Below are 18866 nucleotides of genomic sequence, written 5' to 3' on the forward strand. Positions count from 1 at the left end.
GCCGTGGCTCATCCCTGGCCGTAATCGCGCCCGGCAGGTGTGCCGGCAAACAACGACTTCTTGATGATGGCATGGATGCCCCAGTTGCCATTGACGACCTGCGTCACCCCGAAATCGACGGCGACCGATATCAGGGTGACCGCCTCGTCTTCGGTCAGCTCCTTGACCGTCATCAGGAAGCGGCGCGCCTTGCGGAAGGCATCGCGCATGGCATCGTCGAGCGTGGATTTCAGGTAGATATCGCTCTGTGCCGTCTTGCCCAGCTCGGTCAGGTGATTGGGTGAACTGAAGCCATGCAGTATCCACTCGTCGGCGGTCTCTACCAACGGGTAGCTCAGGTCGGCAAATGGAGCCCCGCGTTCAATCATGGTGCTCTTGTGCAGGACCAGCTGGAAGTCTCCGGTGAGCGAGCATTCGATGGCCGTTCCGCATAGTTCCGAGTCTCCCTGCGAGGCATGGGGATCGCCAATCGACAGTAACGCGCCCGGAACGCCAACCCTGAGGTAGACGGTAGCGCCCCGCGTGACCCGCCAGTTGTCCAGGTTTCCGGCGAAGCTCGATGGCGGGATGGAATCGATCAGCCCGTCCTGCGCCGGCGCCACGGCGATGACGCCGAAGTGCGGCCGGACCGGTATGGCCACGTCGCGCAGCACGTCGTAGTTCTTGCTGATGGTGGCATGGTCGACCGGCACGCCGGGATAGTCGATGGTCGGATGCAGCACGCCGAAGGGATCGCGCTGCGGCGTCCAGCGAAAGCTATAGACCGCGCGCGCGCAACCGTCGGCACGTTCGCAATCGATCTCGAACACGGTGACCACCTCGCGCTCGCGCGGTTCCGTCAGCATGTCGCGGTAGTGAAACCCCCACCAGGTCGAAGCGTTGCTGCCGAAGGCCTTGCCGGCAAAGCGCGGGTTGGCGCACCGCCGCGGACGTACGTCGAGGATGCGCACCTCGAGGACATCGCCGGGCATGGCGCCACGAACCGCGACCGGGCCGGTGCAGATATGGACGCCGAAGCCTTCTCCGGCACCACGGCCATAGACCGACGCATCGATCGGCCCGGCGCCGCGCCGGTTCACGTTCTTCTGCTCCGCGGTCCAGTGGAAGACGCTTTCCGCGCCGGGATCCCCCTCGATCATGCGCTCGCGGTCGTCCGATGCGTGCTGGGTCAGCGTCTCGATCGTGACCGTGTCGCCCGACTGTACCTCCAGCACCGGCTGCAGTTCATGGCTCAGGTAGCCCCAATGCACGGTCTTGTCCGTCGCCTGCAGCCAGTGGTGCCGGCCTTCGTGGCGTGCGGCATGCGCGCGCGCCTGGGCAATGGAAACCACGGCCGGGGCTGCTTGTTGCGCGCCAACCGGGCCATCACCGGGCGGCGCTGCGCGCATGCCAGGCGCAAGCCTCGCGTGCGCGGGAAGTCCGCGCGACACTTTCTGCGGTGGCCGGGGCGCGGGCGCGATCGCCATCTGGTCGCGGTATGCGCGCGGCGAGATCCCGAACTGTTCGCGAAACGCGTGGCTGAAATAGGACGGGTCGTTGAAGCCCCAGCGATAGCAGATATCGGCAATCGAGAGCTTTTCATACTGCGCGTTGGCCAGATCGGCCCGGCATCGGTCAAGCCGGCTGGTGCGCAGATAGGATGAAAAGCTGCTGCCCGATTTCTCGAAGAGCTTCTGCAGGTAGCGGGCCGACAGGCGCTCGTCCGCGGCAATGGCGGCAAGGCCGAGCTCGGGTTCCGAAAGGCGGGCGTTGATGCGGCTGCAGACGCGCGCAAAGATGGCGGACCTCGATGGCGTCATGTCCGCGGCCGGCGTTGCCCGGCTGTCCGCAAGGACCGCGCCCAGGCACGAAATGATGGTGTTCTCGAACGGCTGGAGCGCCTTGCCCTCGGCGGCCACTACCGTATCGAAACTGAGCGCCATCGATTGCAGCAGCCGGGCAAACAGCTCGGCCGAATCGCCGGAAAGCACCAGCGCGGCGCCCGGCAGCGGGTCCGTGATCCTTGCGCCGAGCAAGGCCTGGCCGATGTGTACCGCCATCAGACGGAAGCCGGTGCTCAGCACCAGCTTGCGGGAGTCCTGCTGCGGCACGCATGCCAGCTGGCCCGGCCGCAGCGGCTCGCGCAGGTCCGGCGCGGCGAGGGTGGCGTTACCTTCGACCAGCATCAGCAGCATCATGCCGCGCCCGCCTCCCGCGGCAATGCTCAGGGTCTGTGGAACCGACGAGATGCACGCCAGCTCGATCCCCGCGGGCGTTGTCCGCGACTGGATCGTGCCGTGCAGGGTGTGATCCGCGCACAGGCTTTCGCAATGCAGGCGCGCGATCCTGAGTTCGTCGCGCCAGGCGGCGCCGCGCCGGTTGTGCGGATAGGCTTCGGTGGAAAAGCGCAAAAGGTGCAATTCAGCCTCCCAGGCAGCGTTCTGCAACAGCGCAATTGGCGGACATGATTGTCCGCCAACGCTTCAGGCATCTCATGCAAGGGCCTTCAACCCGTCAGCTTATCCGACCAGCAGCTGGCCCCGCATCGCGGCAACCAGCACGAAACCGGCAAATGTGCCGAAGATGGCGAAGATGCCGCCGAGCACGTTAGGCGCCGGTATCGGCGCACGAACAGCAGTGTAGACAATACCAGTCACCAGTCCGACGGCCGCTGCCTGCAACTCGGTCGTCCCCAATGCAATTTCGACCATGTCGTTCTCCCGCTCTCAGGAAATTCCCTTGCCCTGGCTGCCTTGCGGCGGGCGCCCGAAGGCGATCGTCCTGCGCAACGCCTGCACGATCAGGTAGCCGAGGTAAGTAAAAAGGATGGCGCAGATCCCGCCGGTGACATTGGGCGCGGGAATCGGCAAGTCCAGCCAGGAATACAGGGTGCCGGTGACCAGGCCGACGATCAGGGCCACCCATTCGTTGCGTCCTACATAGACGTATTGCATGCCGCGTGCTCCGGTGCCGCAGCCGCGCGGAGGCCCCCCTTTATGGCGGCGGGCGTCCGGCAGTGCATGGGTTCGATGAGGATGCCAGTTCAGCCCTTGCCTTTCGGTGGGAAGATCGCGCGAGGCATGGTGCAATGGATGCCCTGCGTGCCATCGACGACCTGCGTCACGCCGAAGTCGGCCGAGACGCTCATCAGCGAGTAGGCATCGTCGCGCGAGAGGCCCTGCTGCTCGGTCAGCAGCTGGATCATGTCGCGGGCCGCGTTCTTGCCGGCTTCATCGAGGTCCTCGTGGAAACCGTGCACGACCCAGCAGTCGGGCGTTTCCAGCAGCGGCGAAGGGAAGTGGAAATCCTTGCGCAGGATCACCTGGAACAACACGTTCAGCGAGGCTTCAATCGCCGTGCCGCTGATTTCGCCGTCGCCCTGCGAGATATGCGGGTCGCCGATCGAGAACAGCGCGCCATCGACCTGGACGGGATAGTACATGGTGGCCCCCGCGCCGATACGCCAGTTGTCGATATTGCCGCCATGCAGCCCGGGCTCGACGGTAGTGACCCGGCCGCGCTTGTCGGGCGCGACCCCGGCCGTGCCAAGATGGGGGCGCACCGGCACGCGCACACCGGCAAGCGCCGGCTGGCGGCAGCATTCGCGGTCGTCGACCACCTTGCCGGGCGTGGTCAGCTTGCCGGGATAGTCGAAGGCATAGAGCGCATGCGCGGTGTTAGAGGCCTGGTCCAGCTCGTAGATCGTGACCCGCTCTTTCTCGAACTCCCGGTAGAGCTGCCCCCAGTGCGCCGCAACGTTGGCCCCGAAGCGAAAGCGCGGGATCATCTGGAGATAGCGCACCTCCAGCATATCGCCGGGCCTGGCATCCTCGACATAGATGGGCCCGGTCATGATATGCACGCCCGGGTTGCGGTCATCGTGCGGGATGGTCCGGTAGATCTCGCGGATGGCGGCATCCATCATCAGGTCTGGCGCATCGCCGGCGTGATGGGTCACCGCTTCGGCGCGGATGAGGTCCCCGCTTTTCACGGTCAGGGCGGGCGCCTTGGTGGCATCGAAATAGCCCCAGTGGATGGTCTCGGGGCGGGCGGGCAGGTCATGCAGCATGTCGTCTCCTGGATTTTTTTCGCAGCCGCATCCCCAGCCGCTCACTCGGTGATCGGCTGTATCCGGTCAGGCAGGGAGGGGGATATCGGCTATTCGTGTTTCTTATGAATCGCCGTCATTGAGCCCGGCGATTCACGTCCAGGCAGGGAAGCCCGGATGCCGCGCCGCGGTGCTATCGGTGCCGCGCGGTGAATCCATACTAGAGAGGGCCGGTGCATGACCGATAGGGCGATACGCCCCAAAGACTTGTGCTGGCGCGTACTAGGGTAAACGTGCGCTGGGGCGGCACGATCTGGGCATCAGTGGGACGCGCGCGGCTTACGATTCGCTGACGGCTTCGGTTCGCGATCCACCATGCCCGCCGCGGCCACGGCACGCGCGCCCAGCACCGGCACGCCTTCGTGCCGCCAGGCGCCGGGGTTGGCCCGTTCCACGACCAGGTCACGGAAACGCTGCGCCGCGGGCCGCGGCGTGACTTCGCCATTCCAGACCACGACCACCGGCTCCACATGGCTGCGCAGGTCGAAGCGCAGAATGCGTGCGACCTTGGCCTCGCAGAGCTGCGCGGCGATGCGCTCGGGGAAGACTGCCAGGTAATGCCCTGTCTGCATCAGGCTTGCGGTCGCGGCGACATCGCTCGTGCGGATTCCCGATGCCGGTGGCGCAACGCCAAAGGCGTGGAAGGCCGTGTGCAGCAGGTGGAGCATGCGCGATCCGGCCGCAGGTATGCACCACCGCTCTGAAGACAAGGCCTGTGCCGCGATCTTGCGGCGCGCCAGCAGCGGGTGGTCGCGGCTGGCCACGATCACGACGTTCTGCGCCGGCACTACAGGCGTGGTCTGCAATGCCGGCCGGGACAGGCGAGGATCGTCGTAGGCAAACAGCAGGTCAAGCGAGCCGTCGACAAGCTGCTCCGTCATTTCGCCGATGCCGCCTTCGATCACGCTGATTTCCACGCGCGGATTGTCACGGTGGAAATCGGTCATGGCCTGCGCCAGCAGCGGCTGCACCGAGATCGTCCGAAAGGCGATGCGCAGCTCGCCCTGGCTGCCGGCACGCACCGCGTGCAGCGATTCCGCCAGCCGCTCGAACTGCGCCAGCAGCACCTTGGCGTGAGCCGCCATCTCGCGGCCGGGCTCGGTCAGCACCAGGCCGCGTCGGCTCCTGACATAGAGCGGCGTGCCGACAATATCCTCGATTTCCCCCAATGCCTTCGACACCGCAGCCGGACTGACGTGCAGGCGCTCGGCCACCGCCGCGGCCGTACCCGCTTCGCTGAGCGCAAGAACGAGGCGGAGATGACGAAGTTTCAGGCGACCAAGCATGGACTGGGCGGATTCCCGGACGGCGCGGGCAGGATCATTCGGCATCGGTGGAAAACTAGTGACGGGGAGATAGCCGCATTTTAAGAGTTAACCATTTGGTTTATCTACAGTGACTTTTATTCGCTTTTGGTAGAGACCTCGATCCCTTATAGTCGGCGGCATTCCATCAATACAAGGCGGCGCAAGACCCCAGGAGGAGAACCGATGATCACGCTGAACACTATTGCCAGGATCGTACGCGGGGTGATGGCAGCCGCCACGGTGGGCACCATGCTTGTCGCGATTCAACCCGCCGCTGCCGCGGCATGGCCGGATCGGCCGCTGCGGCTGGTGGTGCCGTTTCCCGCGGGCGGTTCCTATGACATCGTAGGCCGCACCCTGGCGCGCAAGCTGGAACAGCGGCTCGGGCAGCCGGTGGTGGTCGAGAACATCGCTGGCGGCGCTACCGTGCCGGGCGTCATGTCGGTACTGAAGGAGAAGGCCGACGGCAATACGCTGCTGCTCGCGAGCGACGGCACGCTGAACATCAATCCGCATACCGTCAAGGGCTTGCGCTACAACCCCGACCGGGATTTCACGCCCGTCACCATCGTGAGTACCGTGCCGCACTGGATCGTCACGCGGGTGGACCGCAAGCAGATGAACCTGACCGAGCTCAGGGACTACATCGTCAAGCACCCGGGCAAGGTCTCGATCAGCATCAATGCTGTCGCCGGCGCGGCGCATCTCGGCCTGGCGGACTGGAAGCGACGCAACGGACTGGACTTCACCATCGTGCCGTATCGCGGCTCTCCGCCGGCCATGTCGGACCTGATCGGCGGCCAGACCGATGCCCATGTGGATGTCATCGGCTCCTCCATCAGCTACGTCGGCGACGGCAAGGTCAAGCCGCTGGCCGTGCTGCAAACGGCGGCGGTCGCGCAGTTCCCCAAGCTCCAGCGGCAGGCCGCTGACAGCAAGGATGCCCTGCTCGTCCGCGCCAACCTGGCGCTGGTCGCCAAGGCCGGCACACCCGAGGCCGTCGTCGAGCGGCTGTACCGGGAGGTGCGCGCCAGCATGCAGGAGCCTGATTTCGTCGAGCGGCTGCAGTCGCTCGCCTACGAACCGGTCCTCACCACGCCCGCCGAGAGCCGCCGCCTGATCCACGCCGAGACCGTGCGCTACGGCGCCATCGCTCGCACGGTCAATCTCGAATCCAACTGACATCACGTCCGACCCATTTTCTGGAGCTCGCCCAATGCGCTTCGTCATCGCCCTGATGCGGCATGAGACCAATACCTTCTCGCCGATTCCCACGCCGCTGTCCGCCTTCAGCCGCGGCAGCAGCACCGATGGTCCGCTGTATGGCGACGACGCCGTGCGCGCCTGCCAGGGCACCAACAGCGCTGCGGCGGCGTTCATGGACCTGGTGGTCGCCCAGGGCGACCAGTTCGTGATGCCCCTGATGGCAAATGCCGTACCTAGCGGCGTGGTGACACGGGAAGCCTTCGAATCGATGTCGGCCACCATCATCGAGGCCGTGCGCGAAGGCTGCGACGCCGTCATGCTCGACCTGCACGGTGCAATGGTGGCCGAAGGCCTTGCGGATGCCGAAGGCGAACTGCTTGCCCGGATCCGCGCCGCCGCGCCGGAGGTGCCGATCGCGGTATCGCTCGATTTCCATGCCAACTTCAGCAAGGCACTGGTGGACAATGCCACGGTCATTGCCGGCTACCGGACTTATCCTCATGTGGACGTGTACGAGACCGGAGCGCGCGCTGCGCAGACGCTGATGGCGGCAATCCGTGGCGAAGTCCGCCCGGTCATGCTGTGGCGCACGCTGCCGATGCTCACCCACATGCTGCGCCAGACACCGCGCGAGCAACCGATGAAGGACATCATGGATCGAGCCATCGCCGCGGAGCGCGATGGCGAGGTGCTGAACGTGTCGATCTTCGGCGGCTTTCCGCTTGCGGATATTCCACATGTCGGCCTGACGGTGGTCGTGGTCGCCGATGCAGCCCATGCCGAGGCGGGCATCCAGCTGCTCGACGAACTCAGCGCCGCAGCATGGGAGCGCCGCGCCGACTTCGTCTTTCCGCTCGAACCCATGGAAACGTCCATCGCTCGCGCACGCGAAGCCAAGGCCGGCCCCGTGATCCTCGTCGACCACGGCGACAATTGCGGTGCGGGCGGGCCGACCGACGAGATGACGGTGCTTGGTGAGGTGCTGCGGCAGGGACTGAAGGACGTTGTCGCCGGGCCCTTCTGGGACCCGGGTGCCGTGGCCCTGATGATCGAGGCGGGTGTGGGCACGACCGTGACGGTCGACGTGGGCGGCAAGACCGACATGCCCGCGCTCGGCCTGAAAGGCAAGCCGCTACGCCTGACCGGACAAGTTCGCTGCATCACCGATGGCGCCTACCAGGTGACCGGGCCGATGTTCACGGGCATGCGGCTCAGCCTCGGCCGGACAGCGGTGCTTGACGTGGACGGCACGCTGGTCGTCGTCTGCGAGAAGCCGCAGGAGCCATTCGATACTGGCGTCTTCACCCACGCCGGGATCGACCTGTCGCGCCGCAAGTATGTCCTGATCAAGTCGCGCCAGCATTTCCGCGCCGGCTTCGAGCCGATCGCAAAGGACATCGTGCTGGTGGCAGGCCCTGGCGTCTGCAACTCGGACTACAGCCAGTTTCCCTTCCGCAACCTGAGCCGCCCCATCTATCCGCTGGACGAACACACCGCGCTCCAGACGTTCTGATGATCGATGTATTCTCGCTTCCCAAAGGAGACACCATGCCGGTCCGATTCGCACTGCGCAACCTCGCAGTCGGCATTTCCCTTGCCTTGGGCATGGGCGTCTTGCCGGCCACCGCGCTCGCGGCCCCCACCGATACCCCGCTGCGCATCGTGGTTGGATTCGCGCCTGGCGGCGCCCTCGACATCTTTGCGCGTGCGCTGGCCGAGAAGCTGCGCGCATCCCTCGACACGCCGGTCCTGGTGGAAAATCGTCCGGGCGCTTCAGCCCGGCTGGCGCTGGACAATGTCCGGCGCTCACCCGGCGACGGCAAGACGTTGCTGATTTCACCGGCGCCGCCGTTCACGATCTTTCCACTGACCTACAAACAGCTGCCCTACGACCCGGACAAGGACCTGGTCCCTGTCGCGTACCTGGCAGATGTGCCGCTGGTGGCATCGACCAGCGTCGGCCAGCCGTACCGGACCATGCAGGAATACCTGGCGTGGGTGAAGCGCGATCCCTCGAAAGGCGGAGTCGGACTGGTGACCCTCGGCGGCAGCATTCATTTCGGCGTCGTCACCCTCGGCAAGGAAATCGGCGTGCCGCTGACGCCCACGGCGTACCGCGGCGTGGTGATGATGCTGACCGATGAGATCGGCGGCACGCTGCCCATCGGCATCGACGCCATTGCCGGGCAGATGGAGCTGTACCGCGCCGGCAAGATCCGCTTCCTCGGCGTTACCGGCACCAGGCGTTCATCGCTGCTGCCTGACGTGCCGACGCTGGCAGAAGCCGGCGCCCCCGGCTTCGAGACGGCCTCCGGTTGGTACTCTGCGTTCGTGCCGGCGGGCACCCCGCCCGCCGCCGTTGCCAGGTTGGAGAAGGCGCTGCTGGAGGCTGTCCGCGCGCGCGACCTCCGCGACAGGATGGCGACGCTGGGCATGGAACTGAACGGCCAGCCGGCCGCGGCACTGCGTCAGACCATCCAGGACCAGCGGGGGCGGTGGAAGCCTGTAGTCATGGCTTCCGGCTTTACGGCGACCGAGTAGTCGTATCCGCGGCAGGATCGTACGGCAGTACCCGCTCCTGCTCCTCCGGGCTGTTGCGGGCAACGATGGCGCGGGCCGGCTCGGTGGCGCTGAGATTAAATGGCTGGTGCGGAACACCGGGCGGGATAAACAGGAACTCGCCCGCCCCGGTGACCACGGAATCTCGCAAGCCGGGGCCGTAGCGGGTTTCCACCCTGCCCTCCAGCACGTAGATGGCGGTCTCGTGCTCGCAATGGACATGGGCTTCCGCGTGCGCGCCGGGTGGGACCACGACAAGGTGCATCGACAATGCCCTCGCGCCTGCCGTCGTGCCGGAAATGCCAACGAAATACGGCAGCTTCTGGCTGGTGGCGATTTCCCGGTCCGGGCGCACCGCCACCAGGGTCGACGGAATGCTCGCGCTCGTTGTCTGCATGATGCAATGCTCCGCTCTCTCGGCTCGCCAGGGGCGCCACGCCGGCATTTCCAGGCCTTATCGGCCATCGGGAAATTCATCATAGTGATTTGCCGATGGCCGTTCAATTGCGCCGCTGCGCCTGGCCGCGCATCGCCTTACTGCGCCGACAAGCCCCCATCCACGCCGATGCTCTGGCCATGGATAAAGCGTCCGGCCGGCGCCGCCAGCAGCACCGCCAGCCCCGCCACGTCTTCCGCCTCGCCGATGCGGCGCATCGGCACGCCCGCGGCCAGCCGCGCTTCGCGCTCCGGGTCGCCCCACAAGGCATCGCGCGAGAATTCCGTGCGCACCGGGCCCGGGTTAATGGCATTGACGTTGATGCCGGACGGGCCGAGCTCCAGCGCAAGGCTGCGCATGGCCTGGTCGATCGCTGCCTTGGTCACGCTGTACAGGCCAAGGAACGCCGAGCCGCGCTTGGCCGCGATGCTCGACATGAAAGTGATCGAGCCATCGCGGCGCTCGGCCATCTGCGGTGCCAGCGCGTTCACCAGCATCAGGTTGCCGCGCACATTGCCGGCCATGGCCGCATCGAACAGCTCGGGGCCTTGCGTCAGCATGGAACCCGGCGTGGCGCCGGCCGCCGCGTTGAGGACCAGCGCATCGACCCGGCCGTACGCGGCCAGAGCCTGCTCGGCGAAGGCGCGCACGCTGTCGACGTCGGCAATGTCACAGGCGATGCCGGTGGCGCGGATGCCGTCCGCTTCCAGCTGCGCGGCGACGGTGCGCGCGGCTTCGCCGTCACGTCCCGATACCACCACGGCGGCGCCGGCGTTGCCGAGCGCCCGCGCCATGGCGAGGCCCATGCCGCGGGTGGATCCGGTGATGACGGCAACGCGGCCGCTCAGATCGAAAAGATTGTGCATGACGAATAACTCCTGAAGGGGTTGGATGCTGCTTTGGGCGTTTTATAGATGATGACTGACATCTATTGAATAAAGTATGGCCATCATCTAAACTGCGGTCAAGGCAGAATTCCGAGGAGTCCTTCACATGGCACGCGCATCACGCGAACAAGCCGACAAGAACCGCGAGGCGATCGAGCAAGCGTCGTCGCGGCTGTTCCGCGAGCGCGGACTGAACGGCGTCAGCGTCGCCGAGCTGATGGCCGGCGCCGGCCTGACCCACGGCGGCTTTTATGGCCACTTTGCCTCCAAGGACGCGCTCGCCGCGCAGGCCTGCAAGCGCGCCTTTGAAGAATCCGCCGCGCGCTGGGAACGCCGGCTGGCGCGCGCCAACGGCGACCGGCACACCATGCTGGCCAACCTGGTCGAGCCTTACCTGACCGCTGCGCACTGCGCTAACCCTGGCGTCGGCTGCGCTGCCTCCTCGCTGGCGGTGGACGTTGCGCGCGAGCCCGCCGACAAGCCGGTGCGGCAGGCTTACCTGGACGGCTTCAAGGTACTGGTCGATGAGATGGCCACGACCGTAGCCAGCGATGACCCGCGGGTGCGCGAGGAAGAAGCCCTGATCCGCATGGCCATGCTGGTCGGCGCGCTGACGCTGGCGCGCGCAACCGAGGGCGATCCGCTCTCCGAGGCCATGCTCGACGCCGTCCGCAACCGTTTGCTGGGCAGTTCCGCCTAGCCCGCCCCCCTTAACCACGTGCCGGGCCCTCCCCCTGCCACCTACGGGCTGGCGGGCTGGGCCTCTTTCGCCTGTCGCCACCCAACTCCCAGGTCAGAGAAACCCAATGTTCGCGCAAGCCCTTTCCCGCCGGCTCGACCGGCGCGGCATCCACTACGCGTGGCTGGTCGCCGCCCTTACCTTCCTGGTGATGCTCACCACCTCGGCCGCGCTCGGCCTGCCCGGGGCGTTCCTGTCGCCGCTGGCGCGCGAGATGGGCTGGAACACCGACGAGATCTCGTCGATCCTTGCCTTCCGCTTTGCGCTGTTCGGGCTGATGGCGCCGTTCTCGGCCATCCTGATGGAGCGTTTCGGCGTGCGCAACGTGGTCTGCGCGGCGCTGGCGCTGATTGCAGGCGGCATGGCGCTGGCAACGGTGTCGACCGAGCTGTGGCAGCTCTTCGTGGCGTGGGGGCTGATGCTGGGTGTCGGCTCCGGGCTGACCGCGCTGGTGCTGGCAGCCGTGGTCGCCAACCGCTGGTTCAGCGCGCGGCGCGGGCTGGTCATCGGCCTGCTGACCGCCAGTTCGGCCACCGGCCAGCTTGCGTTCCTGCCGGTGGCTGCCTGGCTGATCGAGCATATGGGCTGGCGCGTCGCCGTGCTGCCCGTGCTGGCCGCGTGCGCGCTGCTGGCCATGCTGGTGCTGGGCCTGATGCGCAACCGTCCCGCCGACGTGGGCCTGGCGGCGTTCGGCGAAGTCCCGGCCGCGGCGCCGGTGCAGCCGTCCGCACCCCCGGCGCCGCTGACGCTGCGCGCGCCGTTCGCGGTGCTGCGCGATGCGGCGCGCACGCAGGCGTTCTGGGTCCTGGCCGGCACCTTTTTTATCTGCGGCCTGAGCACCAATGGCCTGATCCAGACGCATTTCATCGCGCTCTGCGGCGACTTCGGCATGGGCCCGGTGCCGGCGGCGTCGGCACTGGCGATGATGGGCGCCTTCGATTTCGTCGGCACGATCCTGTCGGGCTGGCTGTCGGACCGCTATGACAGCCGCAAGCTGCTGTTCTGGTACTACGCGCTGCGCGGCCTGTCGCTGTTCTGGCTGCCGCATTCGACCTTCACGCTGTACGGCCTGTCGATCTTTGCCATGTTCTACGGGCTGGACTGGATCGCCACCGTGCCGCCGACGGTCAAGCTGGCCGCCACCGCGTTCGGGCGCGAGCGCGCGCCGGTCGTGTTCGGCTGGATCTTCGCGGCCCACCAGATCGGCGCGGCCGTGGCGGCGTTCGGCGCGGGGATGACCCGCACGCTGCTGCTGACCTATACGCCGGCGCTGTATGGCGCCGGCGCGGCCTGCCTGGTGGCGGCGCTGCTGGTGCTGATGGCCAGCCGCAAGCGTGCGGCAAGCATGGCGGAGCCCGTTCGCGCGTGAGCCCCACGCAGTGCGCGCGGGTTCCCGCACGCACCGGGCCATTCTTCAGAACTTGGGGATGCGCAGCGTCTTGCTGACCATCAGCGTGCCCGACAGCGCGAACAGCAGCGCCAGCGGATGCAGCACGGCAGGGCCCAGCACCCAGGCGCCGCCAGGCAGGTCGCCACCCAGCTGTCCTCGCCAGGCACACCATGCCAGCACGGCGGTGAGCAGCACGCTGGTCGGGATCGGCGTGCCTTCGAAATACGCCACCTTGCCGCTGTCGCTGCCGGCGGCCAGCGATTCGGCGGTGACGTTGAAGCGCGCCAGCCGGCTCACGCCGCAGCAGACGAAGTAGATCAGAATGGCCAGGTCCCAGCCGCCGCGCATGCCGGCGGCAAACGCCAGCGTGGCCGGCCCCACGCCGAACGAGATCACGTCGGCCAGCGAATCGAGCTCGCGCCCCAGCGCCGAATGGGCATGGCGCCAGCGCGCGATGCGGCCGTCGAGCACGTCGAAGATAAAGGCCAGCGGCGCCAGCGCCGCGGCCGTGTAGAAGTGCGACAGCTGCTGGTCCGCCACGTAGAACATGGCGAAGAAGACCGACCCCATGCCGCAGGCTGCATTGCCGAGCGTGAACACGTCGGCAAGCTGCAGTTCGCGCAGCATCGAGAAATGGCGGGGACGCTCCGGCCGTGTGTTCATCGCGCGCTTACAGGGCCTGCGATACGTGGTGCACGCTCGGCGGTGCAGCGAAGGTATCGCCCACCAGCGCACGCCATTGCTGGAATTCCGGCGATTCGCGGAAGTGGACCATGTGGTCCTCCACGGTCTCCCAGTCGACCACCAGCGTGTACTGCTCGGGCTGCTCGATCGAGCGGAACAGCTGCACGCCATGGCAGCCGCGCGAGCGCAGGAAGAGCGGCTTGGCCTGGCTGACGCCCTGTTCGAGCTGCCGCTCCATGCCGGGCTTGATGGTGAGTTGTGCGATTTCCTTGATCATGGCGGTTTTATTACCTTTGGGGAGGAGGCCGGCGCGCGCCGGCGGGTTCTTACTACCTTAGCACGATCGACGGCGCCGCATGCCGCGGAAAGCATTCCGTTACACCGCTCGGCTAGCATCGTGGACCTTGCCACTTCGTTGCCAGAGCTGCCATGCCGACCCGCTTGCGACCGCTGCCCGGAAGTTTTTGCATCCCTGCCCTCACCATTCTTCTCTGCCTGCCCGGTGCCGCGCCGGCGTTTGGCGCCGTGCAGCCATGCGGCGCGCCGGCGACGGCCATTGCCCAAATCCAGGACGGCGGCGCATGGTCCGGCCGGATGGTCGATGTCGAAGCGGTGGTCACCGCGGATTTCAGCGGCGATCGCGGCCTGCGCGGCTTCTTCGTGCAGCAGGCCGACGCCCAGCGCCAGCAGCGGCCGGGCATTTCCGAAGGGCTGTTCGTCTATGCCCCGCGGGCAGTGGCGCGTACGGGCGACCTCGTGCGCCTGTCCGGAAGGGTCGAGGAAAAATTCGGACAAACACAGCTGACCTTGTCCGATGCGCCGGCGGTCTGCGCCAGCGGCATTCCGGTCACGCCGGCAACGCTGGTGTTGCCGGCCAGCGATGCCGACCTGCGTGCCCGCGCCGGCATGCTGGTCAGGATGCCGCAGACGCTGACGGTCAGCGAAACCCATGAACTGGCGCGCTATGGCACGCTGGCGCTGAGCGTGGGGCGCCCGTTCGCGCCCACGCAGGTCGCCTTGCCAGGCGCGGGCGCAGCGCAAGCCGCGGCGGCCAATTTGCGCAACCGGTTGCTGCTCGACGATGGCTCGACGCGCCAGTACCCGGAAGTGGTGCCGTACCCGCCGCCGCAGCTTGCCGCCAGCCATCCGTTGCGTACCGGCGATACCGTCAGCGGCGTGGCCGGCGTGCTGGAGAAGCGCCACGGGCAGTGGCGCCTGCAGCCGGTACGCGGCGCGCGGGCGCCGGCGTTCCAGGCCGCAAATCCGCGCCCGCGCGCGCCGGCGCGCCATCCCGCCGCAACGCTGCGGGTGGCGGCATTCAACCTGCAGAACTACCTTAACGGCGGTGGCGGCAGTGGTGGCCTCGCTTCGGGCGACAACCGCGGCGCGCGGACCGCAGCGGCGCTGGCCCGGCAGGAGGCCAAGCTGGCCGCCGCACTGCGTGCGCTGGATGCCGACGTGATCGGCCTGATGGAGTTGCAGAACAACGGCTTTGGCCCGGACAGCGCCGTGCGGCAACTGGCGGCGCGGCTCGGGCCCGACTGGCGCGTCGTCGATCCCGGAACGCCCGCGCTCGGCGGCGATGCCATCGCGGTGGGCCTGCTGTACAACGCCCGCGCCACGGAGATCGTAGGCCGTGCCGCCACCACCTGGCTGGGCGCCCGCAGCCGCCAGCCGCTTGCCGCCAGCTTCCGGGCAAAGGCCGGCGGCGCGCCAGTGACGGTCGTGGTCAACCACCTCAAGTCAAAGAACTGCGCGGAAGCCGCTGGCGCGCAAGCCGACCAGGGCGATGGGCAAGGATGCTGGAATCCCTCGCGCGTGCAGGCCGCCGGCGCCCTGGCCGACTGGATTGCCATGGTGCCGACCGGCGCCCCCGGCGCGGGCGTGCTGGTGATCGGCGACCTGAACAGCTATGCAATGGAAGATCCGGTGCGGCTGCTGGCACGGCGCGGCTATGCGGACATGGTGGCGAAACTGGCGGGGCCGCAGGCCTACAGCTACGTCTACAACGGACAGGCCGGCTACCTCGACCATGTGCTGGCGGATGCCGCGGCCGCGAGGCATGTCGTAGCCGTGCAGCCGTGGCATATCAATGCCGACGAGCCGGCGGCGTTCTCTTATGCGCCGGCCCCGGGCGCGCCTTCGGTGCCGGCCTACTACGCCCCCGATGCATACCGGTCCTCCGACCACGACCCCTTGCTGATCGACCTCGCCCTGGCCGCCGGATCGCCCTAGCCGGCCGACATGCGCCGCAGCAGCAATCCCTGCGCAAGGTACAGCACCACCAGCAGGTTGGCCGCCGCCAGCCCGCCATGCAGCCAGCTCGGATGGACAAAGGCTTCGTACAACTCCAGCGGGATATAGATGCCGCCGGACCAGATGCCGATCCAGTTGCCCCAGGCGAGCCCGCGCCAAAGTCCGTAGGCCTCGGCGAAGCGCATCAGCGCATAGACCGCCGCCGAGCCGCCGATCGCCCACAGGCGCGCGTCATCGGGATGCGCGAGCAGCGACAGGAAGATGGTGGGATAGCGGCTGGCGGGGTTGACGTGCAGGCGCTGGATGATGGCTTCGGCCAGCGCCTGCGCATCGCGGTGCAGCAGCGCGGCCAGCCCCAGGCCGGCGACGATCACCAGCAGGCCCTTGGCCGCCTCGAACATTGCGATGCCCTTCAGGCCCAGTGCGCCCTCGCCCTGCTTTGCCATGCGTGTTCCCCGTCCGGATTGCAGTGACTGCAAAGCCGGTATTGTGCAACAGGGAAACGCCACGCAGCGGCGGTAGTCAGCGGCGGTAGTCGCGGTAGTCGCCGTAGTCCCGCTCGCGCATCGGCCCGTCGGCATCGATGCCGCCGCTGGCGGCAAGCGGGCCATCGACGGTCAGCGGTCCGGCAACGTTCAGGTCGCCATTGACCACCATGTCGCCATGCACGGTCAACGGTCCCTTGAACACCTTCAGGTAGCCGCCGCGATACGGCACCGAGCGGGCGCTGACCGGGCCGGTGAAGAATGCTGCGGTCAGCGGGCCGCTGGCATAGACGTGGCCGGCGACGGTCAGGGTGCCATGGACCCGCACCGGCCCCTGCACTTGCGCCGATCCGCCGATCGTGATTGGACCCGACTCATGCGGCTGGGCGCGCAGCGGTGCCGCGCCGAACTGCAACGCCAGTGCCAGCGCGGCGCCCAATGCCAGCCGCCACATTCAGTCTGCGGTATCGGGGCCAAGGGTACGGGACGTCATGGTGATGGCAAAGCTCCTGCAGCGGCATGGGCCGCTGTTTCCAACTTAGTGCCGATCGCCCCGCCGTGCAAGGCTATGGCGCCTGCGGTGCTTCCAGCCTCGCCTTCAGGCGCCTGACGGCCTCGGCGGACTCGGACTGCAGGCGCGAGCGCAGCATCAGGCGATTGAGCAGCGCAAAGAGCAGCGTGGGCGACTGGTAGCTGAATTCCCGTTCGAAACGCGTGCTTTCCGCCGATGGCGTCAGCGACGGCGTCATGGCCGGGGTGAGCTTGTAGGTGATGGTACCGGCCCGGCGCCCGCCCGGCACCTCGCCCGCAATCGCCCAGACGCGCGGACGCTGGTTGATGGTGACGGTCCAGATCACCACGGCGCTGCGCTCGCCCGCCACGAAGCTTTCGGCCACGCGCTCACCGAGCGCCAGCGGATGGTCCGTGGCCCCCGCTACCGCGCCCGAGGCGGGATACCACGCCGGCCAGTGCTGCGGCGTGGCAATGTAGTCGAACACCTCGGCCGGAGTCCGGGCGATCACCACTTCGTCGTGGATGCTGGTGCGGTCCGCCCACGGCAATGGCACCAGCAGCAGCGCCACCGTGAGCGCGGCAAAGATCAATCCCCAGACCGGTTTCCTGAAGCGAGGCATGACGATGCAACCCAGGCGCCCGCAGACCTGTCCCGGGGCGCCGGGGACGCGTGGCGCGATGCTTCCAGTGTAGTGATTCCGGGGCATCGCGCCAGCATCGGCGTACTGATCGACGCCCTTGCGGCGCGCGGTTGCACCGCGTCATGGCATGCCGCTGCGGCGCGTCATTGCGCGGGCACGGTGGCCGTCACCGGCTGCGTTGCCGCCACCGTCTCCGGCACCGGCCCCCAGCCGCCGCCCAGCCGGCGGATCAGCGACACCGTTGCGGCAGCGCGCAAGCCCGCCACCGCATTGGCCTCGCGCTGGGACTGCAGCACGGTGCGGTCGGCATCGATCACGGTCAGGTAGTCGACGGCGCCGGCATCGTAGCGGCTGCGCGAGATCCGCGCCGCGCGGCGCGCGCCGCCCAGCGCGCTGTCCAACGCGCCCGCCTGCTGGCTCAGCCAGCGCACATCGGCCAGGCTGTCCTCGACTTCGCGGAAGGCCACCAGCACGGTCTGCCGGTACGCGGCTACGCTTTCCTCGTGCGCGGCACGCGCGCCGGCCAGGTTGGAACTGTTGCGGCCGCCGTCGAACACCGTCTGCGCGATGGTCGAGCCGATCAGTGGCCCCAGCATCCAGGTGCGCGACGACCATTTGAACAGGTTGGACAGGTCGGCCGATTCAAAGCCGAACAGCCCGGTCAGCGTGATGCGCGGGAAGAACGCCGCCTTGGCCACGCCGATGCGGGCGTTGGCCGCAGCCATCTGCCGCTCCGCCGCGGCGATGTCCGGGCGCCGCTCCAGCAGCTCGGACGGCAGCCCGGCCGGGATCGCGATCGGCGCGGCATCGAACGGCCGCGCCGGCAGCGAGAACGCCGCGGGCGGCACGCCGGTCAGCACCGCCAGCGCATGCTCCTGGTTGGCGCGGCGGCGCTCGATGCCGGCCAGGTCGGCGCGCGCGGTGCCAAGCTCGGCCTCGGCGCGGGCCGGGTCAAGGTCGGTGGTCTCGCCGGCGTCGTAGCGCTTCTTCAGCAGCTTCAGCGCGTCTTCACGCAGCCGGATGGTCGCATTCAGCAGGTCGCGTTCGCTGTCGAGCGTGCGCAGCGCAAAATACGCCTGCGCCACGTCGGCCTGCAGCGCGAGCTGCACCGAGCGGTACAGGTCCTCGGCCGCCTCGCCATCGGCGCGCGCGGCATTGACGCTGGACGCGACGCGGCCGAACAGGTCCAACTCATAGCTGGCGAAGGCGCGGGCCTTCAGCACGGTCTGCGGCGAGACCCGCGTGCCATCAGGCAGGCCTTGCGACGCGGCCGACGGCTGGGATCGGGTCGGATCGAGCCCCACACTGAGCTGCGGGTAGAGATCCGCCTCGGTCGCGCCGGTGAAGGCACGCGCCTGCTTCAGGCGCGCCGCGGCGATGGCGAGATCCTGGTTGGATTCGCCGGCGGCGGCCATCAGGCGGTCCAGCTCGCCGTCGCCGAAGATCTTCCACCATTCGCCGCGATGCTGGCCTTCGGCGGGCGTCGCGGTCTTCCATTGCGCGCCTTCGGCCTGCGCGGCCTCGGCTTCCTTGTAGGCCGGCACCGTGGCGGTCTCCGGCACCTTGTAGGTCGGCGCCAGCGAGCAGCCGGCCAGGATCAGCGCGGCGGCCAGCGTAGCCAGCTTCGGCAACCAGTAGTTTGTTGTCGACATTGCAGCAGCATTCATGTTGATCAC

The 18866-nt window shown here is 67.7% G+C and carries 19 protein-coding genes; 6 read left to right on the top strand and 13 right to left on the bottom strand.

Annotated features, from left to right (window positions below):
* Window positions 1–8: 8 nt before the first annotated feature.
* The 5 genes from E1J61_RS06370 to E1J61_RS06390 all read right to left on the bottom strand — a co-directional run bounded on the left by E1J61_RS06370 (window position 9) and on the right by E1J61_RS06390 (window position 5373).
* On the bottom strand, window positions 9–2399 hold the full coding sequence (locus E1J61_RS06370; protein ID WP_133093281.1) for an acetamidase/formamidase family protein: 2391 nt from the start codon (window positions 2397–2399) through the stop codon (window positions 9–11).
* A 99-nt stretch (window positions 2400–2498) separates the two neighbouring features.
* On the bottom strand, window positions 2499–2690 hold the full coding sequence (locus E1J61_RS06375; RefSeq protein WP_063240339.1) for a DUF1427 family protein: 192 nt from the start codon (window positions 2688–2690) through the stop codon (window positions 2499–2501).
* A 15-nt stretch (window positions 2691–2705) separates the two neighbouring features.
* Entirely contained in the window at window positions 2706–2933 is a 228-nt protein-coding gene (locus E1J61_RS06380; RefSeq protein ID WP_133093282.1) for a XapX domain-containing protein, read from the bottom strand.
* A gap of 89 nt (window positions 2934–3022) precedes the next feature.
* The gene (locus E1J61_RS06385) at window positions 3023–4048 is read right to left on the bottom strand and encodes an acetamidase/formamidase family protein (protein ID WP_133093283.1); all 1026 of its coding nucleotides are present in this window, start codon (window positions 4046–4048) and stop codon (window positions 3023–3025) included.
* 299 nt (window positions 4049–4347) lie between these two features.
* Window positions 4348–5373: a LysR family transcriptional regulator gene (locus E1J61_RS06390; RefSeq protein WP_243736802.1), complete on the bottom strand. Its 1026-nt coding sequence runs from the start codon at window positions 5371–5373 to the stop codon at window positions 4348–4350.
* Between the two features lie 204 nt (window positions 5374–5577).
* Between E1J61_RS06390 and E1J61_RS06395 the strand changes: the two genes are divergently transcribed.
* The 3 genes from E1J61_RS06395 to E1J61_RS06405 are packed head-to-tail and all read left to right on the top strand — an operon-like array spanning window position 5578 to window position 9141.
* Window positions 5578–6576 (top strand): tripartite tricarboxylate transporter substrate binding protein, encoded by a 999-nt coding sequence (locus E1J61_RS06395; protein WP_133093285.1) that lies wholly within the window; start codon window positions 5578–5580, stop codon window positions 6574–6576.
* A 34-nt stretch (window positions 6577–6610) separates the two neighbouring features.
* Entirely contained in the window at window positions 6611–8113 is a 1503-nt protein-coding gene (locus E1J61_RS06400) for a M81 family metallopeptidase (protein ID WP_133093286.1), read from the top strand.
* Between the two features lie 35 nt (window positions 8114–8148).
* Entirely contained in the window at window positions 8149–9141 is a 993-nt protein-coding gene (locus E1J61_RS06405; protein WP_133093287.1) for a tripartite tricarboxylate transporter substrate-binding protein, read from the top strand.
* On the opposite strand, the gene E1J61_RS06410 is transcribed toward E1J61_RS06405, so the two are convergent.
* The gene (locus tag E1J61_RS06410) at window positions 9125–9556 is read right to left on the bottom strand and encodes a cupin domain-containing protein (RefSeq protein WP_133093288.1); all 432 of its coding nucleotides are present in this window, start codon (window positions 9554–9556) and stop codon (window positions 9125–9127) included. The genes E1J61_RS06405 and E1J61_RS06410 overlap by 17 nt on opposite strands.
* A 137-nt stretch (window positions 9557–9693) precedes the next feature.
* A complete protein-coding gene (locus E1J61_RS06415; RefSeq protein ID WP_133093289.1) occupies window positions 9694–10461 on the bottom strand; it encodes an SDR family NAD(P)-dependent oxidoreductase in 768 nt (255 codons plus the stop codon).
* 127 nt (window positions 10462–10588) lie between these two features.
* On the opposite strand from E1J61_RS06415, the gene E1J61_RS06420 reads away from it, so the two are divergent.
* Window positions 10589–11182 (top strand): TetR/AcrR family transcriptional regulator, encoded by a 594-nt coding sequence (locus E1J61_RS06420; protein WP_133093290.1) that lies wholly within the window; start codon window positions 10589–10591, stop codon window positions 11180–11182.
* A gap of 106 nt (window positions 11183–11288) precedes the next feature.
* Window positions 11289–12590 (top strand): MFS transporter, encoded by a 1302-nt coding sequence (locus E1J61_RS06425; RefSeq protein ID WP_133093291.1) that lies wholly within the window; start codon window positions 11289–11291, stop codon window positions 12588–12590.
* Between the two features lie 45 nt (window positions 12591–12635).
* Here E1J61_RS06425 and E1J61_RS06430 read toward each other — a convergent pair whose 3' ends face one another.
* Together E1J61_RS06430 and E1J61_RS06435 are read right to left on the bottom strand one after the other, a co-directional pair.
* Window positions 12636–13274, bottom strand: coding sequence for a phosphatidylcholine/phosphatidylserine synthase (locus E1J61_RS06430; protein ID WP_133093292.1), 639 nt, complete (start codon window positions 13272–13274; stop codon window positions 12636–12638).
* Between the two features lie 7 nt (window positions 13275–13281).
* The gene (locus tag E1J61_RS06435; RefSeq protein ID WP_133093293.1) at window positions 13282–13572 is read right to left on the bottom strand and encodes an antibiotic biosynthesis monooxygenase; all 291 of its coding nucleotides are present in this window, start codon (window positions 13570–13572) and stop codon (window positions 13282–13284) included.
* Window positions 13573–13724: 152 nt separating this feature from the next.
* Between E1J61_RS06435 and E1J61_RS06440 the strand changes: the two genes are divergently transcribed.
* Window positions 13725–15530 (top strand): ExeM/NucH family extracellular endonuclease, encoded by a 1806-nt coding sequence (locus E1J61_RS06440; RefSeq protein WP_133093294.1) that lies wholly within the window; start codon window positions 13725–13727, stop codon window positions 15528–15530.
* On the opposite strand, the gene E1J61_RS06445 is transcribed toward E1J61_RS06440, so the two are convergent.
* The 4 genes from E1J61_RS06445 to E1J61_RS06460 all read right to left on the bottom strand — a co-directional run bounded on the left by E1J61_RS06445 (window position 15527) and on the right by E1J61_RS06460 (window position 18857).
* Entirely contained in the window at window positions 15527–15997 is a 471-nt protein-coding gene (locus E1J61_RS06445) for a DUF2127 domain-containing protein (protein ID WP_133093295.1), read from the bottom strand. The genes E1J61_RS06440 and E1J61_RS06445 overlap by 4 nt on opposite strands.
* A gap of 76 nt (window positions 15998–16073) precedes the next feature.
* Window positions 16074–16490, bottom strand: a complete 417-nt coding sequence (locus E1J61_RS06450) for a hypothetical protein (RefSeq protein WP_133093296.1) — start codon at window positions 16488–16490, stop codon at window positions 16074–16076.
* 112 nt (window positions 16491–16602) lie between these two features.
* A complete protein-coding gene (locus E1J61_RS06455) occupies window positions 16603–17169 on the bottom strand; it encodes an SRPBCC family protein (protein ID WP_165971436.1) in 567 nt (188 codons plus the stop codon).
* A gap of 164 nt (window positions 17170–17333) precedes the next feature.
* Window positions 17334–18857: an efflux transporter outer membrane subunit gene (locus E1J61_RS06460; protein ID WP_243736803.1), complete on the bottom strand. Its 1524-nt coding sequence runs from the start codon at window positions 18855–18857 to the stop codon at window positions 17334–17336.
* Window positions 18858–18866 lie beyond the last annotated feature (9 nt).

Source organism: Cupriavidus sp. L7L (assembly GCF_004353535.1).
Taxonomy (GTDB): domain Bacteria; phylum Pseudomonadota; class Gammaproteobacteria; order Burkholderiales; family Burkholderiaceae; genus Cupriavidus; species Cupriavidus oxalaticus_A.

Bases quoted from the DNA above. Each gene is read 5' to 3' on its own strand.
- E1J61_RS06440 (WP_133093294.1), top strand. From the start codon at position 13,725: ATGCCGACCCGCTTGCGACCGCTGCCCGGAAGTTTTTGCATCCCTGCC.
- E1J61_RS06455 (WP_165971436.1), bottom strand. From the start codon at position 17,169: ATGCCTCGCTTCAGGAAACCGGTCTGGGGATTGATCTTTGCCGCGCTC.
- E1J61_RS06415 (WP_133093289.1), bottom strand. From the start codon at position 10,461: ATGCACAATCTTTTCGATCTGAGCGGCCGCGTTGCCGTCATCACCGGA.
- E1J61_RS06445 (WP_133093295.1), bottom strand. From the start codon at position 15,997: ATGGCAAAGCAGGGCGAGGGCGCACTGGGCCTGAAGGGCATCGCAATG.
- E1J61_RS06385 (WP_133093283.1), bottom strand. From the start codon at position 4,048: ATGCTGCATGACCTGCCCGCCCGCCCCGAGACCATCCACTGGGGCTAT.
- E1J61_RS06435 (WP_133093293.1), bottom strand. From the start codon at position 13,572: ATGATCAAGGAAATCGCACAACTCACCATCAAGCCCGGCATGGAGCGG.
- E1J61_RS06425 (WP_133093291.1), top strand. From the start codon at position 11,289: ATGTTCGCGCAAGCCCTTTCCCGCCGGCTCGACCGGCGCGGCATCCAC.
- E1J61_RS06430 (WP_133093292.1), bottom strand. From the start codon at position 13,274: ATGAACACACGGCCGGAGCGTCCCCGCCATTTCTCGATGCTGCGCGAA.
- E1J61_RS06375 (WP_063240339.1), bottom strand. From the start codon at position 2,690: ATGGTCGAAATTGCATTGGGGACGACCGAGTTGCAGGCAGCGGCCGTC.
- E1J61_RS06400 (WP_133093286.1), top strand. From the start codon at position 6,611: ATGCGCTTCGTCATCGCCCTGATGCGGCATGAGACCAATACCTTCTCG.
- E1J61_RS06460 (WP_243736803.1), bottom strand. From the start codon at position 18,857: ATGAATGCTGCTGCAATGTCGACAACAAACTACTGGTTGCCGAAGCTG.
- E1J61_RS06410 (WP_133093288.1), bottom strand. From the start codon at position 9,556: ATGCAGACAACGAGCGCGAGCATTCCGTCGACCCTGGTGGCGGTGCGC.
- E1J61_RS06390 (WP_243736802.1), bottom strand. From the start codon at position 5,373: ATGCTTGGTCGCCTGAAACTTCGTCATCTCCGCCTCGTTCTTGCGCTC.
- E1J61_RS06395 (WP_133093285.1), top strand. From the start codon at position 5,578: ATGATCACGCTGAACACTATTGCCAGGATCGTACGCGGGGTGATGGCA.
- E1J61_RS06380 (WP_133093282.1), bottom strand. From the start codon at position 2,933: ATGCAATACGTCTATGTAGGACGCAACGAATGGGTGGCCCTGATCGTC.
- E1J61_RS06420 (WP_133093290.1), top strand. From the start codon at position 10,589: ATGGCACGCGCATCACGCGAACAAGCCGACAAGAACCGCGAGGCGATC.
- E1J61_RS06405 (WP_133093287.1), top strand. From the start codon at position 8,149: ATGCCGGTCCGATTCGCACTGCGCAACCTCGCAGTCGGCATTTCCCTT.
- E1J61_RS06450 (WP_133093296.1), bottom strand. From the start codon at position 16,490: ATGTGGCGGCTGGCATTGGGCGCCGCGCTGGCACTGGCGTTGCAGTTC.